At 63.6% G+C, this 14793-nt stretch carries 14 protein-coding genes; 7 read left to right on the top strand and 7 right to left on the bottom strand.

Annotated features, from left to right (window positions below; translation table 11 throughout):
- Positions 1–5 precede the first annotated feature (5 nt).
- Both B0G80_RS21965 and B0G80_RS21960 read right to left on the bottom strand, forming a co-directional pair.
- Positions 6–1343, bottom strand: a complete 1338-nt coding sequence (locus B0G80_RS21965; protein ID WP_116119398.1) for a sensor histidine kinase — start codon at positions 1341–1343, stop codon at positions 6–8.
- A gap of 1 nt (position 1344) precedes the next feature.
- The gene (locus B0G80_RS21960) at positions 1345–2751 is read right to left on the bottom strand and encodes a class I SAM-dependent methyltransferase (protein WP_116119397.1); all 1407 of its coding nucleotides are present in this window, start codon (positions 2749–2751) and stop codon (positions 1345–1347) included.
- 501 nt (positions 2752–3252) lie between these two features.
- Between B0G80_RS21960 and B0G80_RS21955 the strand changes: the two genes are divergently transcribed.
- Both B0G80_RS21955 and B0G80_RS21950 read left to right on the top strand, forming a co-directional pair.
- On the top strand, positions 3253–3678 hold the full coding sequence (locus B0G80_RS21955) for a CopG family transcriptional regulator (RefSeq protein ID WP_106280285.1): 426 nt from the start codon (positions 3253–3255) through the stop codon (positions 3676–3678).
- A gap of 90 nt (positions 3679–3768) precedes the next feature.
- Positions 3769–4887, top strand: a complete 1119-nt coding sequence (locus B0G80_RS21950) for a PHB depolymerase family esterase (protein WP_116119396.1) — start codon at positions 3769–3771, stop codon at positions 4885–4887.
- A gap of 149 nt (positions 4888–5036) precedes the next feature.
- On the opposite strand, the gene B0G80_RS21945 is transcribed toward B0G80_RS21950, so the two are convergent.
- Entirely contained in the window at positions 5037–5846 is an 810-nt protein-coding gene (locus tag B0G80_RS21945) for a mechanosensitive ion channel family protein (protein WP_116119395.1), read from the bottom strand.
- A 191-nt stretch (positions 5847–6037) separates the two neighbouring features.
- Between B0G80_RS21945 and B0G80_RS21940 the strand changes: the two genes are divergently transcribed.
- Complete coding sequence (locus B0G80_RS21940; protein WP_116119827.1) at positions 6038–6253, top strand: DUF2945 domain-containing protein; 216 nt, start codon at positions 6038–6040, stop codon at positions 6251–6253.
- 57 nt (positions 6254–6310) lie between these two features.
- On the opposite strand, the gene B0G80_RS21935 is transcribed toward B0G80_RS21940, so the two are convergent.
- The 3 genes from B0G80_RS21935 to B0G80_RS21925 all read right to left on the bottom strand — a co-directional run bounded on the left by B0G80_RS21935 (position 6311) and on the right by B0G80_RS21925 (position 9476).
- The gene (locus B0G80_RS21935) at positions 6311–8008 is read right to left on the bottom strand and encodes a bifunctional diguanylate cyclase/phosphodiesterase (RefSeq protein ID WP_116119826.1); all 1698 of its coding nucleotides are present in this window, start codon (positions 8006–8008) and stop codon (positions 6311–6313) included.
- 355 nt (positions 8009–8363) lie between these two features.
- Complete coding sequence (locus tag B0G80_RS21930; protein ID WP_106280276.1) at positions 8364–8864, bottom strand: GAF domain-containing protein; 501 nt, start codon at positions 8862–8864, stop codon at positions 8364–8366.
- Positions 8865–9050: 186 nt separating this feature from the next.
- On the bottom strand, positions 9051–9476 hold the full coding sequence (locus B0G80_RS21925) for a molybdopterin-binding protein (RefSeq protein ID WP_116119394.1): 426 nt from the start codon (positions 9474–9476) through the stop codon (positions 9051–9053).
- A gap of 265 nt (positions 9477–9741) precedes the next feature.
- Here B0G80_RS21925 and B0G80_RS21920 point away from each other — a divergent pair, with 265 nt between their 5' ends.
- The 4 genes from B0G80_RS21920 to B0G80_RS21905 all read left to right on the top strand — a co-directional run bounded on the left by B0G80_RS21920 (position 9742) and on the right by B0G80_RS21905 (position 13814).
- On the top strand, positions 9742–11352 hold the full coding sequence (locus tag B0G80_RS21920) for an SH3 domain-containing C40 family peptidase (RefSeq protein WP_181919999.1): 1611 nt from the start codon (positions 9742–9744) through the stop codon (positions 11350–11352).
- Positions 11353–11483: 131 nt separating this feature from the next.
- A complete protein-coding gene (locus tag B0G80_RS21915; protein WP_106280270.1) occupies positions 11484–11951 on the top strand; it encodes a VOC family protein in 468 nt (155 codons plus the stop codon).
- A 36-nt stretch (positions 11952–11987) separates the two neighbouring features.
- Positions 11988–12461 carry a VOC family protein gene (locus B0G80_RS21910; RefSeq protein ID WP_116119392.1) on the top strand — a complete coding sequence of 158 codons (474 nt, stop codon included), beginning with the start codon at positions 11988–11990 and terminating at the stop codon, positions 12459–12461.
- 141 nt (positions 12462–12602) lie between these two features.
- Positions 12603–13814 (top strand): MFS transporter, encoded by a 1212-nt coding sequence (locus tag B0G80_RS21905; protein WP_116119391.1) that lies wholly within the window; start codon positions 12603–12605, stop codon positions 13812–13814.
- Between the two features lie 90 nt (positions 13815–13904).
- On the opposite strand, the gene B0G80_RS21900 is transcribed toward B0G80_RS21905, so the two are convergent.
- Positions 13905–14708, bottom strand: coding sequence for a transglutaminase family protein (locus B0G80_RS21900; RefSeq protein ID WP_106280454.1), 804 nt, complete (start codon positions 14706–14708; stop codon positions 13905–13907).
- Positions 14709–14793: the final 85 nt, after the last annotated feature.

Below are 14793 nucleotides of genomic sequence, written 5' to 3'. Positions count from 1 at the left end.
CTACATCACTCCAGACGCGGCAGGTCGAAGTTGAACGCCGTCCACTCGCCCAACTGGCTTTCCGCAAACAGTATGCCGCCGTGCCGCTCTACCACCGCGTAACTGATGGACAGACCAAGGCCTAGGCCCTGGCCGACTTCGCGGGTAGTGAAGAATGGTTCGAACACCCGCGCCAGATTCTCCGCGGCGATCCCCGGGCCGTTGTCGCGCACATTCACGTGCAGCCGGTCGTCCCGCCATTGCGCCGTGACATGGACTTTCGGCGATGCGGTGCCGGCCTTGTGCATGGCCAGCGCGGCATTCGAAAACAGGTTGATGAGCACGCCGATGATGGCGGCTTCGTCGCCCAGCACGAGGGTATCGCCGGGCAGCTCGCGCGTGACGCTCACGCCGCGCAGTTCATGCGCGCTGAGCCGGATCGACGAGTCAAGTGCCTTCTCGAACAGGAATGGCACGTCGTCCGCCGCCGCACCGGGCTTGCGGTAAGCAAAGGTCTTCAGGTCCGACACGATATGCTGGATGCGGTGCATACCCTGCTTGACGTCCGTCAGGCACTCCTGCAGCGACGGGCTGTCCTTGACCTCCGGTTCTTCCATGGCTATTTCGATGGCCATCAGGCAGAAGTTCACGGGGTTGTTGACCTCGTGGAGCAGCCCTGCGGACAACGTACCGATTGCAGCCATCTTCTCCTGCTGCAACAACTGGCCTTTGATCTGCGACAGGCTTTCATTGGTCAGCGCGAGCTGCTCGTTTTTGTGCGCTACCTCGTCCTTCAGCCGGAAAAGCTGGAAGCGGCCCTTCTCGTTGAAGTAGGTGTAAATGGAACTGGCCAACGCGCAGAAGAAGATCAGGATGAGCTGGAACTGAAACTTGCTTGGGTTCTGTATGCCGCCCGGATGCGCCGCGCAGGCGACGTAGTAGAGCAAGACCGTGGCCAGACCGAATGCCAGCGTCTGCCAGTAGCCGGAGGGGAACAGAATCCCGACCGCGAAGATCGTCAGCATAAGCCCGGCATAGAACAGCGACTCCCCGCCCTGCGTGACATAAATCATCCACGAGATCATGGCCTGCGGCAGCAGCAGCCAGAAGAAGGTGATGACCTGCACCTGGCGTTTGCCCGTTTCCGTGTACAGCGAGAGCAATGCCAGGCCGATGGCCGCGCTGGTCAGCACCCGAACGATGGCAAAGCGCTTCTGCTCGGCCGGATACACGACATAGTCCAGCGCCACGCCCATCAGCACCAGCACGATCACGGTCAGGCCGCCAGCCTTGCTGCACAGCAACCGGTAGTCGCGCAGTTCTTCACGATAGTTCGAACGCAGCCCAGCGAGGGATGTCGTCATCTCAGGCTACTTGTTGCCGGCCGATCATTACCTCGGCGAACACGTTCACCCCGGTCGCATCCGTGTACAGGCGCGGCTCGCCACAGTTTTCCGGCATGATTTCGGCCATCTGTGCCTCGTTGCGATAGATCAGGTACCACTCCAGCACGTGCTCCATGCTGAGGCGCTCGGGGTTGTCGGCGTGGACATTGGTGACCAGCAGGTGGCCGCCCGGTCTGGTGCGGCTGGCGAAATGCTGGTTCAGCCGGGCGCAGACCTTGTCCGAGAGATAGTCGAACAGGCCGGCGCAATAGACCGCGTCGAACTCGCGGACGTCCGGCGCGTCCGCATCCATCCGGCGCTTGAGCAGGTGGTGGACCGAGTCGTGCGTGTAGCTGATGGTCATGCGCCTGGCCGTTTCCTGTGCAATCGCCGCGAGGCGGTCGCGCGTCCAGTCCAGTGTCTCCTGGCTGAAGTCGAGCAGTTCGAACGTCAGCCACTCCGGCTCGTCGTATTCACGCATGAACCGCTGAATCTCCTGAGCGGGGCCGCAACCCACGTTCAGAACCCGGAACGGCCGCCGCGCGGCGCGCGCCTCATTGGCCAGCCGGGTCAGGTAGTCCACCAGCAACTCGACGCGATTGCGGTGCGCGCGTGCCACGGCCGTCTGCAGGAAGGCCGCGTTGACGATCTGGAAATACGTGCTCGGGCCCTGGCGGGGATCGTCGAGCATCTGGTTGACCATCTGGTAGTCGCCGGCATAGCCCAGCGGCTTGGTGAAGGTGCGGAAGACGAAGGGCGAACGCAGCAGCAGCGGATGGAGCGCGGCCTGGGCAAAGGCACGGTGTGCCGGCGCCAGTTCTTCGTCGACCAGGCGCGCCTCGCCTTCGAATTCGTCGAAGTAGACCTTGGTCCTTTCCATCAGCGGCGATGCCAGTTCGAGGAAGAAATCCTCGCGCAGGCTTTTGCCATCCTTCGGCATGGTGTCGGCCAGGTCCGCCTGCTCGACCCAGCGGGACATGTCTGAGAGAAAAGCCCGGATCTGGTTGACCGCGATCTGGTAGTCACGACGGATTTTGAAGCGCTCGGCCCAGTCCTGCGAGAACCGGCGCGCTTCTTCCCCGACCGCGCGCGCTTCCAGCACGCCGCCGCTCAGTTCCCGCCATTCGGCGATCAGCGTGACCGAGACAATGGCTGTCAGGCCCGTGTTGACCATGCTGATCACGACGGCCTTGCCCGAATAGGCGTGCTCCACGCCCATCTTGACCGACAGGTCGCTCAGTACCTCGCTGACCTGGACGATCGAGTACGGGTTATAGACCTCCATCACCAGGGACTTTCGCTGGAGATTGATGATCGTGCCCCGCACCTGCTCGCCCTGCGAGTTGAGGAAGCTCACTACCGGATCGATTTGCGTTTTGGAATACACAGTATGGCGGCCAGGAAAGTACCACGAGAAGTTGGTTTGGAATCTGGTGCGATACCAGGCCAGCAGGTCGGCCGGTTCAGCGTCGATGGTTTCCTCAGGTCCCGGTGACGAAGCGTCGCCATGGATATTTCAGTTGTCGCCGCAGCAACCCATTTTCCGGGTGGCGTACCCCTTCCTCCCGAACCGCATCGGCCGGACCAGTTATGCATTCGACCTGTCCACTCATCTCGCAACAGCCGCGTGCTAATGGCATCACGGCTTCAATGAGACTCGTTAGCCGGGTGGCCCTGAAGGCCGGCTTCGGGACAATACGGCCCTTTGCGATTGCAGCATTCTACTGATAAAAAAGAATGCTGTCGTCTCACGCCAATTCATCGGCCAACTGCCGGGTAATTCCTGAACGAGCCCCCAATTTCCTCCTTGACCGTGCTCCGTCGACAAGCGTATAACCATCCCATTGGATGTTATTTGGATGGTCTACGGATGCCACCGGGAGTGCAAATGCCGAAACTCAAGCTCGTCGACGCCTCACGCCCCAAAGGCGGCGAGACCGAAAAAATCACCATCAACCTGGGTCCGATCGACCTCGGCCAGATCGACCTGCTGGTCGAAGAAGGCTTTTACTCGAACCGCACCGACCTGATCCGCACGGCGATCCGCAACCAGATCGCGGTGCATGCCCAGGTCGTCGCGGAGACGGTGACCCGGCGCGCCATGGTGCTGGGCATGCAGCACTTCTCGCGGCAGGACCTCGAGGCGGCTCAGGCCGCGCACGAGCAACTCGACATTCACGTGCTAGGCCTCGCCAGCATCGCAGCCGATGTGCCGCCCGAACTTGCGGCGGCCACGATTGCATCGGTGGTGGTGCTCGGCGCCTTTCACGCGTCGCCTGCGGTCAAGGCGGCGCTCGCCGGCCGCATCAGCTAGGCGCGGCGCTCGACTCATTATCGTGGCTGAAGCAGCGACTCATCGGTCCACTCGCTCATCCACGGCCCACACAGGTCACTGCAAACCATCATGAAAATGAACGAAGATTTCCTGAAATCGATGACAGACGCCTTCGAGCTATTGCGCACGAAGGGCCCGCAGGAAGCCACCGCGGCGGTTCAGCGCGCGCTCGCGGGCGGCAAAACGAACGAGGTCCGCGCGGACCACGTACGGACATCGAACACGCCGTCGAATGCGAGCGAATGGGCGCAAGCGTGGTCGCAGATGCAAACCCAGGCGCAGGCGCAGGCCCAGGCGCGCCCCGCTCCGCATGCCCCTGGCGCGCCGGCTTTCGACGCCGACTCGCCGGGCACCTTCAGCACACACACGTTCAGCAACGCAGCCGGACAACGCCAGTACAAACTCTACGTGCCGGCTGTCTACAACAGCGAACCATTGCCGCTGATCGTCATGCTGCACGGCTGCACACAGAACGCCGACGACTTCGCCGCCGGCACGCGCATGAACGAAATGGCCGAGCGTCATGGCTTTATCGTCGTGTATCCGAATCAGGCGCAAGCGGCCAATCATTCGAAATGCTGGAACTGGTTCAAGCCTGCCGATCAACTACGCGATCAGGGCGAGCCGTCGTTGATCGCCGGCATCACGCGAGAAGTGATGGGCCGCTATCGCGTGGATCCGGCGCGCGTGTATGTCGCGGGTCTGTCGGCGGGCGGCGCGATGGCGGACATCATGCTGAAGACGTCGCCCGATCTTTACGCCGCGGCCGGCGTGCATTCGGGCCTCGCCTACGGTTGCGCGAAGGACCTGCCTTCGGCGCTCGGCGCGATGAAGGGCGGCAAGGCGCAACGCAAACGCGCGCACGGCACACCGCAACGTCCGTTGATCGTGTTTCATGGCGACGCTGACACAACCGTCCATCCGTCGAATGCGGCCGAGATCGTCGCGGCCTTCGACGCGGGCACCACCACCGTCAGCGAGCAATCAGGCGCTGCAAGCGGCCGGCGCGCGTATACGCGGCAACGGCATGTCGCGGCGAACGGCGTGGAAGCGGAGTCTTGGTCGATTCACGGCGCGGGTCACGCGTGGGCCGGCGGCAGTCAGCGCGGTTCGTACACGGACCCGACCGGCCCTGACGCCGCCGCGGAAATGGTGCGATTCTTTCTCGCCCATCCGCGCACGCATTGAGCCTGCACCCCAGCATGGAGCAGACCGGTCGCTTCAACATGAGTGACCGCTGGCTTGCTGTAGAGACGGTGGCGTGATGATACGAGGCGCCTTGCGACTTACCGGCGCTGACGGACAGTAAAAGGCCCCGCTAAAGACAGCGCCGCGACCTAAGCCGCAACCGGGCAACCGGCCTGTTCGAGCGCGGCCTGCGCGTGCTCATGCAGGTCGCCGCTGGTCAGCGACGCGTCCGGCGTGCGCACCCACGCCGCGATGCGCAGCGTCGCGCCGCCATCGTCCGGATAGTCGGCGACCGTGACGATCGGCGCGAGCGTGGCGCCGCTCAGCACGCGCGGTTCGTCGGCGACGAGTTTCTTCAATTCGCCGATCGCGGCGTCGACATCCTTGCGCTGCGCGAGGCCCACTTCGACCTCGATGCGCTGCGTGCCGCCGCTGCTGTAGTTGATCACCGGATTGCTCCAGATATGGCTATTCGGCACGAACACGGCATTGCCGTCGCCGCGTTCGATGCGCGTCGTGAAGAGCCCCACTTCGCGCACAATGCCCGCTGCCGCGCCGCTGCCCTCGATCACGTCGCCGACGCGAAACGGACGCAGCATCAACAGCATCATGCCGGCCGCGATATTTTGTAGCGTGCCTTGCAGCGCGAGTCCGATCGCGAGACCGGCGGCGCCGAGCACCGCGAGCACGCTCGCCGTGGCGATGCCGACTTCGCCGAGCGCAGCGATGAATACGAGCACGCGTACGGCCCAAGTGCTCATGGCCGCGAGCATCGGTGCGAGCGTCGGGTCAGCATGCGTACGCGCGAGCGTGCGCGCAAACATGGCGCCAATGCGGTTCGACAGCCACCAGCCGACCGCGAGGATCAGCACGGCCAGCACGATATGAAGGGCGTCGTGCGTCAGCGTGACGAGCAACGACGGCTGGAAGTGAAAGAGTCGGGTTAAGAGATCGTTCATCTCGAGTCTTCGCTCCGTTACGGTGTAAGTGCCCTGACGCATCCAAGCAGGATACGTTCCCACCCCTTACATTTCACGTGCGAAGGCACGCGGCTTGCTGGCCCATGCGAACAGTCACTGTGCGAATCATGCGAAGCCTGATCAGCAAGGCAGTCTCACTGCTGCCGTTGGCCGGCAAAAAGGAGCGCCACATGTCCCAACATCTGAAGTCTGGCGACCGTGTCAGTTGGAACACGCCGCAAGGCGTCACGCACGGCAAAGTCGTGCGTGTCATTTCAACTCATACGACCGTGGATGGCAGAACCGTCGATGCCTCGACATCCGACCCACATTACGAGGTACAAAGCGAGAAGAGTGGCAAGCATGCCGTGCATCGCGGCGACGCGTTGCATCGATTGCAGAATTGATACGGATGGCTAAGCACATCCGCGCGCACGGCGATCCATGCTGCCGGCAACCCGGCTTCAAACAGTGCCCAAAGGCCTCAGCAGATTACGCAGTGCTGCGACAGTAACCGGTCGCGAGAACCAGAAGCCTTGCGCTTCATCGCAACCGAGCGCTTCGAGTTGGGCGGCCTGCTCGGCCGTTTCGACGCCTTCGGCCGTCACGCGCAGTTTGAGCGCGTGCGCCATCGCGATGATGGCGCCCACCAGGGCCGCGCACTGCGGATCGGTGCTCATGCGCATCACAAACGAGCGGTCGATTTTCAAACGGTTCAGCGGAAAACGCGTCAGATAAGCGAGGCTCGAATAGCCGGTGCCGAAGTCGTCCACTGCGACTTCCACGCCCAGATCGCGCAGGGCAAAAAGCGTTTGCAAAGCCTGCTCGGTGTCACCGAGCAGCACGCCCTCGGTGATTTCCACTTCAAGATACGAGGGGTCGAGCGCGGCATCTTCCAATGCCTCGCGGATCGTTTCGAACAGATTGTGCCGCTGGAACTGCTGCGGCGAGACGTTCACCGCGAAGCGCGGCAAGTTGCCTGTCAGCCGCAGCAACTTGCCGGCGTCGCGGCACGCGGTGCGGATCACCCACTCGCCGATCTGCTCGATCAAACCCGCCTCCTCCGCAACCGGCACGAATTCGACGGGACTGATCAGGCCGCGTTGCGGATGGTTCCAGCGCAGCAGCGCCTCCACTTGCGCGATGTGACCGTTGGAAAGCGTAACCTGCGGCTGATACACGAGATGCAGTTGCTGACGCTCGATTGCGTCGCGCAACATGGTCTGCAGTTCGAAGCGGCGCGCGGCCTGGCCTTCGAGCGCTGTGGAAAACCGCCGCACCGCGTTGCCGTTCACCGCCGAAGCCGCCGACAGCGCCACGCCCGCGCGACGCATCAGCGTAGGCGCATCGCCGCCGTCGGCCGGATAAGCCACGATGCCGATGCTCGCGGTAATGGTCAACGCGGTGCCGGCGTAGTCGATCGCCTCGGCGATGCGCCCTAGCGCTTCGGCGGCGAACGCATCGGCCGCCGGGCCGGTTTCGTTGACGAGCAACGCGAACTGCGTGCCGCCGATCGAAGCGATCGTGCCGTCGTTCGGAAAGAGACCGCGCAAGCGTTCGCCAACAATCTGCAGCACGAGTTCAGCCGCATGCAAGCCGAGCGCGTCGCGCAGTTTGCGCAGATGATCGAGTTCGGCGATCAGCACGGTAAAGCCGCTGCCGCTACGCTCGCAACGCGCAATCGTCAGTTCCAGCCGTTCGGTGAAGAGCGTTTGATTCGGCAGGCGGGTCACGCCGTCGTGATGCGCGACGTACCAGAGACGCGCTTCCGATTGCGCGTAACGCGTCATGTCGATGGCGATGCCCACGTACAGCGCCGGACAAGCAGCCTGCGCGGGCTCGGTGACGAGCGGCGCCAACGCCAGCACCACGCGAACCGGCGTACCGTTGCGCCGCAAAAACCTCCACTCGCCTTCATAGCGCGAAGTCACCATGGCAAGCGGCGGCAATTCGGTGCGGCGTTTGGCCAGTTCGGCGGGATCGAACAAAGACTCGAAGGTGCGCCGACCGATCAGTTCTTCAGCCGTCCATCCCGTCAGCTTCTCGAAAGCGGCGTTGATGGAGTCGAACGTGCCGTCCGCGGTGCAGGTAAACATGCCATACGGCGCCGACGCAAGCGCGGCATCGCGCGTACGCGTTTCAGCGTAGAGGGGGACGTGCATCGCGCCGGCCTTTGATTTTCCTGAGTAGTGAAAGCGATCGAGCGTTTTTTGACGCGTGGGCGCAACCAGTAGCCCCGAAATTCCGGTCCGATGTTGCGGGCAACCGTGCGTATGATAACGGCTTTCGCGCCCCCGCCGAATTGGCCGCGGCGGGGGACGTTGAAATGTCAGCGGGCTGGCGGTGGCAGCGGTGGCGGAACGCATGCGTGTCGCCAGAACCTGGTGGCGGTTCGTCGCGCTCGTGAGCGTCTCGAGCGCGTTGGAGAGAACGATGGCGGGATAAGATCCGCCGACCGATCCCGGAACTGCATTCACTCGATATACGGAAAAGCAGAAGGCGCCGCTGTTCCGTTTTTTACGCGGCGCGCGGAAGCGCTGCTTCGATGAACACCGCGCACAGTGCTTCCATGCCCTTCGCGTCTTCTTCGTCGAAGCGCGCGACGCTCGGGCTGTCCACATCCCACACGCCGATCAGCGTGCCGTCCGGCGCGACGAGCGGCACGACGATTTCCGATTGCGAGGCCGAATCGCAGGCGATATGGCCGGGAAACTCGTGCACATCGCGCACCACCTGCGTCTCGCGGGTCTGCGCGGCCGTGCCGCAGACGCCCTTGCCGAGCGGAATTCGCACGCACGCGGGCTTGCCCTGGAACGGTCCGACGACCAGTTCCCGACCGTCGTGGAAATAGAAGCCGGCCCAGTTCAGATCGCTGAGCGAATGAAACACGAAGGCAGAAAAATTCGCGGCGTTGGCGATCCAGTCGGTTTCGCCGGCGAGCAGCGAGCGCGCCTGCGCGACCAGTTCTTCGTAGTGCGCGGCTTTGGGCAGATGCGAGGCGGAGGAGACTTCGAACATGACGGCGTCCGTGATGAAAGCGGAAGGAGGAACAGCGAGTCGTGCAGTTTAAAGCAAGCCGCCGTTTCCTTCACGACGCGCACACGCGCGGCGCCGGGCACACAGCAAAGCTCGCTCTCCTTCCGGTTCCGTCAGACCCGTCGGCCTCCGCGCATAGCGGAAGCCAACGGAAAAACCACACGACGACTACTGATCGACGCCGATGATCACGCTCGATGCCTTAAAGATCGCCGTCGCCGCTTTGCCGTTCGCGAGAGCGAGGCGATCGACGCTCTCATTGGTGATGATCGCCGCGATCTGCGCGCCGCCCGCGCTGATCGACACTTCGCAATTCACCGCGCCCTTCGTGAGCGCCGACACCGTACCGGCGATGCAATTGCGCGCCGACACCTGATTCTTCGCGACGTCGACCATCACGATCACCGACGACGCCTTGACCAGCGCAAAGGCTTGTTTGCCCACCGCGAGACCGAGCGACGTTGCGCTGCCATGGGTGATGATCGACACCATCTCCAGGCCGTCCTGGGTGCGCAGCGTGACTTCGTCGTTCACGGCGCCATGTTTGAGTTCCGTGATCTCGCCGGCGAATTGATTGCGCGCGCTGGTTTGCATGTTGTTCTCCTTGGTTAGGCGACCTCGTACGAACGTTGGTTGGAAGCCATCTGTCGGGTTGAGCGGTGAGCGTCGTGAAATGCTCGCCGGTTGCGGAAAGCTGCGCGTAAAGCGCGGTATCGCGCAGCCGCTATGAACAATGCGAACGCCCAATGAAACCACATAAGCATTATGCATGGGTGTGCACAGCGCGGCGCCGGTCGAACGTGCCGCACAATGCGCCGACACCGTATCATCGTGCCCTGGACCTTCTTCGCCGAAACCTATGCCCGTTGCCGTTCCATCCCGCCTTGCCGCCGCCTGGCCGAGCGCCCGTCGCGGCGCCGCGCTATGCGCCATGCTCGCCGCGATCACCGCGTGCAGCAACCCGTCGCCGACGCATGACACGCACACCCAACTCGACACCGTCACGCTGTTCCCGATCGCGCATTACGACCAGAACGTCGATCACTGGCTCGAACCGGACAGTCCAGGCTACGACCAGCCGTTCCTGAATCCGGCGGAACAGCAGGCGCACTTCAAGGCGCTCTACGCGCGCTACTTCGGCACCGGCACCGCGGCGCCCTCGCCTTGGAATGCCAGTTTCGTGACGATGCGCGTCTATCGCCAGCAAGGCGCAGACATTGCCGCGTTGCAGCAGCGGCGCGTCGCCAGGTTCGATAACACCGGCAAGAGCGGCGCGGACATCGGCTACGGCGAAAATTTCCGGCCGCACGACAAGGCGTGGATCGACGCCATCGCGCAAAACATGAATGTCGCGCAGTTCTCGCAGACGGCCGTTTATCAGCCGCAGCGCCGCGCGATCGCCACCAGCAACCTGATGGTGCGCGAACTGCCGACCACCGACCCGTCGTTCTACGACCACCGCCTGGCCGGCGAAGGCTATCCGTTCGACAACCTGCAGATCTCGGCCGTGCGTCCCGGCACGCCGCTATACGTGCTCGGCGGCAGCGTCGACGGCGCGTGGCATTACGTGCAGACGCCCGATGTGCAAGGCTGGGTGCGCAGCGACGGCGTCGGCATGGCCGACGATCGCTTCGTCGATACATGGCGCGCCGCAACGGGCAAAGCGCTCGGTGCGGTGATCGTGGCGTCGGCGCCGGTGCGCGACAGCCGCGGCGTGTTCCGCTTCGACGCGCCGGCCGGCACGCTGCTGCCGATCGTGCCCGCCAATGCCCCGCGGCCGGCGCAAACCAGGCCTGCCGCGAGCGACATTGGCGCCGCAACCGAGCCGGCAGCGGCGCGTCAAATACTCGTCCCGGCCCGCGACGCGGACGGCCAGGCGCTGATCCGCACCGCCGCCCTGAGCGACGCGCAAATCGCGCCGGCGCCGCTCGCCGCCACGCCGCGCCATCTGGCGATGCTGATGAAAACGCTGATCGGCCGTCCCTACGGCTGGGGCAATAGCGGGCTCTACAACGACTGTTCGTCGGAACTGCAAAGCATCTTCGCCGCGTTCGGCGTCTGGCTGCCGCGCCATTCGTCCACGCAGATGAGCGCCGGCCGCATGATCGACCTGTCGTCGTCCACGCCCGCGCAGCGGCTCGACTATCTGGCGCAGCACGGCGAGCCGTTGCGCACGCTGATCTACATCGGTGGGCATGTAATGCTGTATATCGGCAACACCACCCGCAACGGCAGCGCGGTGCCGGTCGTCTATCAGGACGTATGGGGCTTGCGGCCCGCCGACGACAGCCGGCGCGCGGTGATCGGCGGCTCGGTGATTCTGCCGCTGTTCGAACACATTCCCGAAGACGCCACGTTGCAATCGCTCGCGGCGACGCCGACGTTCCAGATCAGCATCCTCGGCGCGCCGCGTGGTGGCACGCCGGCGCCGTCCGCCGCGCCGCCGGACGAGGACAATCCGGCCGGTTGAGACGCGCGCCTGAAAAATATTTTTCCCGGAGTGTCGATTCATCGGTCACGTAACCGTCGTAACGTTGAAGACCTGACTCGACCGAGTCGGTCTTTCAACTCACGAACCTGTTACTTCAAGGAGTCGCCGTCATGTCCAGCAACGCTGTCAAACCGATCCCCGACGGGATGCACTCACTCACCCCGTATCTGATCTGCGCCAACGCCGCGGACGCCATCGCGTTCTACACCAAGGCCTTCAACGCCGTCGAACAGGTCCGCCTGCCCGGCCCCGGCGGCAAGGTCATGCATGCCACGCTGAAGATCGGCGATTCCATGCTGATGCTGACCGACGAATGGCCCGAGCACCAGTCGTTCGGCCCGAACACGCTGAAAGGCACGCCGGTTACGATTCACTACTATGTGGAAGATGTCGACGCCAGCTTCAAGCAGGCCGTCGACGCCGGCGCGACCGTCGTCATGCCCGTCACCGACATGTTCTGGGGCGACCGGTACGGCCAGGTGAAAGACCCGTTCGGCCATAGCTGGTCGTTGGCCACGCACAAGCGCGACCTGAGCCCGGAAGAAATCCAGAAAGCCATGATGGACTGCATGAAGTAAGGCGCGGTCCGTTCGGTGAGAAGGAGGAGAAACGTCATGCAAAAGATTGCGCCGTGCCTGTGGTTCGACGGCAATGCCGAAGAGGCCGCCCGCTTCTATACGTCCGTGTTTTCCGATTCCCGCATTGCCACCACCATGCATTACACGGACGCCGGACCCGGGCCGGCGGGCGACGTGCTGGCCATCACGTTCGAGATCGAGGGCCAGGAGTTCATGGCCCTGAACGGCGGCCCGCAGTTCCCCTTCACACCGGCAATTTCGCTGTTCGTGCACTGCAATTCGCAAGAGGAAATCGACCGTTACTGGACGAAGCTTCTGGACGGCGGCAAGGAGTGGCAATGCGGCTGGCTTCAGGACCGCTTCGGCGTCTCGTGGCAGATCGCGCCCGACGTACTCGGCGAGATGCTGCGCGACCCGGACACCGTCAAGGCGAGCCGCGTGATGAAACAGATGATGAGCATGGTCAAGCTCGATATCGCGCCGCTCGAAGCGGCTTATCGCGGCGATTGAAGTGCGCCCCTGACCGCGCGCCGTCGGCGCGCGGGCTGCTTGCATGCGCTGTGCATTCACAGCGCAGCGAGCGGACGAAGCGCGCGACAGCTCCATCTTTGATAGGATCGGTCTCGACCCATTAACGGCGGGACATAAACGGTGCGCGTCAACCATCAGGCTTTCTTCTGCTCGCTTTTTGTCGCGCGTCTCGCCGATCAGGTCCTGCTGTTTCTCGTGCCACTCGTCGTCTTCCAGACCACGCATCAAGTCTCGTGGTCGGGCCTCGCGTTCTTTATCGAAACGCTGCCGCGCTATCTGGTGTTTCCTTTCTTCGGCGCGTTGTGCGATCGCATCTCGCCGCTCAGGTTGATGCGCGTCAGCCAGGCGGTGCGGGCGCTGGCATGCTTCGGCGGCATATTCGCTTATGCGTTGTTTGGTGGCATCGGCTGGTTGATCGCACTCTCGGCGGTGTGCGGCGTATTGACGAGCCAGGGCCTCGTCGCACGTGAAGTCATGCTGCCGCAAATCTTCAGCACGCAACAGTTCCAGCGCGTGCTCGCCTACTCGCAGTTGGCCGACCAGTTAGGCTTCGTGCTCGGTCCGATGCTCGCCGCGCTGCTGCTCGGCCTGTGGCGTTGGGAATGGGTGGTCGGCGTAACCGGCATGCTGTTTCTTCTCGCCGATGCCGCTCTGCTGCTCTGGCAGCGCACCAGCGGTTTTCGCGCCGCGGAGCCGCCGCCTCTGGCGGCGGGCCACTGGACGCTGCCGCTGCGCATCGCGCTGCGTCATGTGCTGGTGCTGCCGGGCCTGAAGAAAGTCGTGCTGCTCGCCGCCGCCGAAAATCTGGTGATCGGCGTAACACTCGCCACGTCCGCGGCCATGGTGACCGGCCTTCACGCGCAGTCGAATCGCTACTATGCCGGACTGCAGACCGCCGGCGCTGTCGCCACGGTGCTGATCCTGTTGACGATCGCACGCGCCGCATGGCCGGCGCGCACGCTGGGACTGGTCGCCTTCGTCTCGATTTGCGCGGGCGGCGTAATCGCCGGCGCGAGCACGGCACCGTGGGGCTATGCGCTCGGCTTCCTGCTGATCGTCGGCTTCGACAAGATGTTCAACGTCTACATCCGCAGCGCGCGGCAACGAATCATTCCGCCGCAGGACTACGGCAAGACGACCGGCGTGGTGATCCTTCTGAACAACATGACGCAGCCCCTCGCGGGTCTGTTGGTCGGCGTGTTCTCGGCGCGCGCGCAAACCGGCCCGCTGATCGTGATTCTTTCACTGACGATGGGCGGCATCGGCGCGGCGGTATCGGTCGGCGCGGCGCTGGTGCGAAGGCGGAAGCGCGCACTGGCGCTCGGGGAATGAAGCCGCGTTGGCTTGCCCGAATGCCGTGATTAATCTCGGGCGCGGGCTATGCAGCGCCCGGGTGGCTTGAGGTCGTTATCCGCAACACAGCTAGACCGCCTCGCATACCACCGCGAACTTCAACAACTGCGTGGGCCCGAACGCATTGCTGAGCGCCACGTCGGCGGCGTCGCGGCCGCGTGCCATCAGCACACGTCCCGTGCGCGGCGCGTTGTTGCGCGGGTCGAAGGTTTGCCAGCATCCGCCGATGTAGGCCTCGAACCACGCGGCAAAGTCCATCGTCGCGTACGGCGGCGGCAGGCCGACGTCGCTGATATAGCCCGTGCAATAACGCGCTGGAATATTCATGGCCCGGCATAGCGCCACCGCCAGATGCGCGAAGTCGCGGCACACGCCTTTGCGCTCCTGCCATGCCTGCCAGGCGGTCTTGGTCGGCCGCGCAAAGTCGTAGCCGAACACGATGTGGTTGTGCACGTAGTCGCAGATCGCATCCACGCGCCCACGGCCGAGCGGCAGCTTGCCGAAGGTCTGCCACGCGAATTCGGAGAGCAGATCGGTTTCGCAATAGCGGCTGCCGAGCAGAAAGACCAGCGTATCGTCGGGCAGCATTTCCACCGGATGCTGTTCGGTGTACGGCGGCCGCATCTCCGGCTCGGACGACACCTCCAGCACCGCGCTCGTCGAAAAAGAGATTTTTCCCGGCGGCGCCACCAGCCGGCTGCACAGATTGCCGAACGAGTCGCGATACTGCCTGATCGGCACCGGCGGATCGACCACCAGCACATCAGGATTCAGCACCTCTTTCGCGTGCGAATAGTGGGTGTTCAACATCAGCAACATCGGCGTCGGTTGCACGCACTCATAGACCAGCTCGTAGCCAACGCGCAATTTCATCGCAGCGCCCTTTTCCAGTTGAAACATTCAATTGACGCGCACGGCGAGCCGCCCGCAGCGTCACTCCCGCAAACACGTTTCGATT

The sequence above is a fragment of the Paraburkholderia sp. BL6669N2 genome, from assembly GCF_003387275.1.
Lineage (GTDB): Bacteria > Pseudomonadota > Gammaproteobacteria > Burkholderiales > Burkholderiaceae > Paraburkholderia.
Note: the sequence above shows the minus strand (reverse complement) of the source record. Positions and strands in the feature narration are given on the sequence as shown.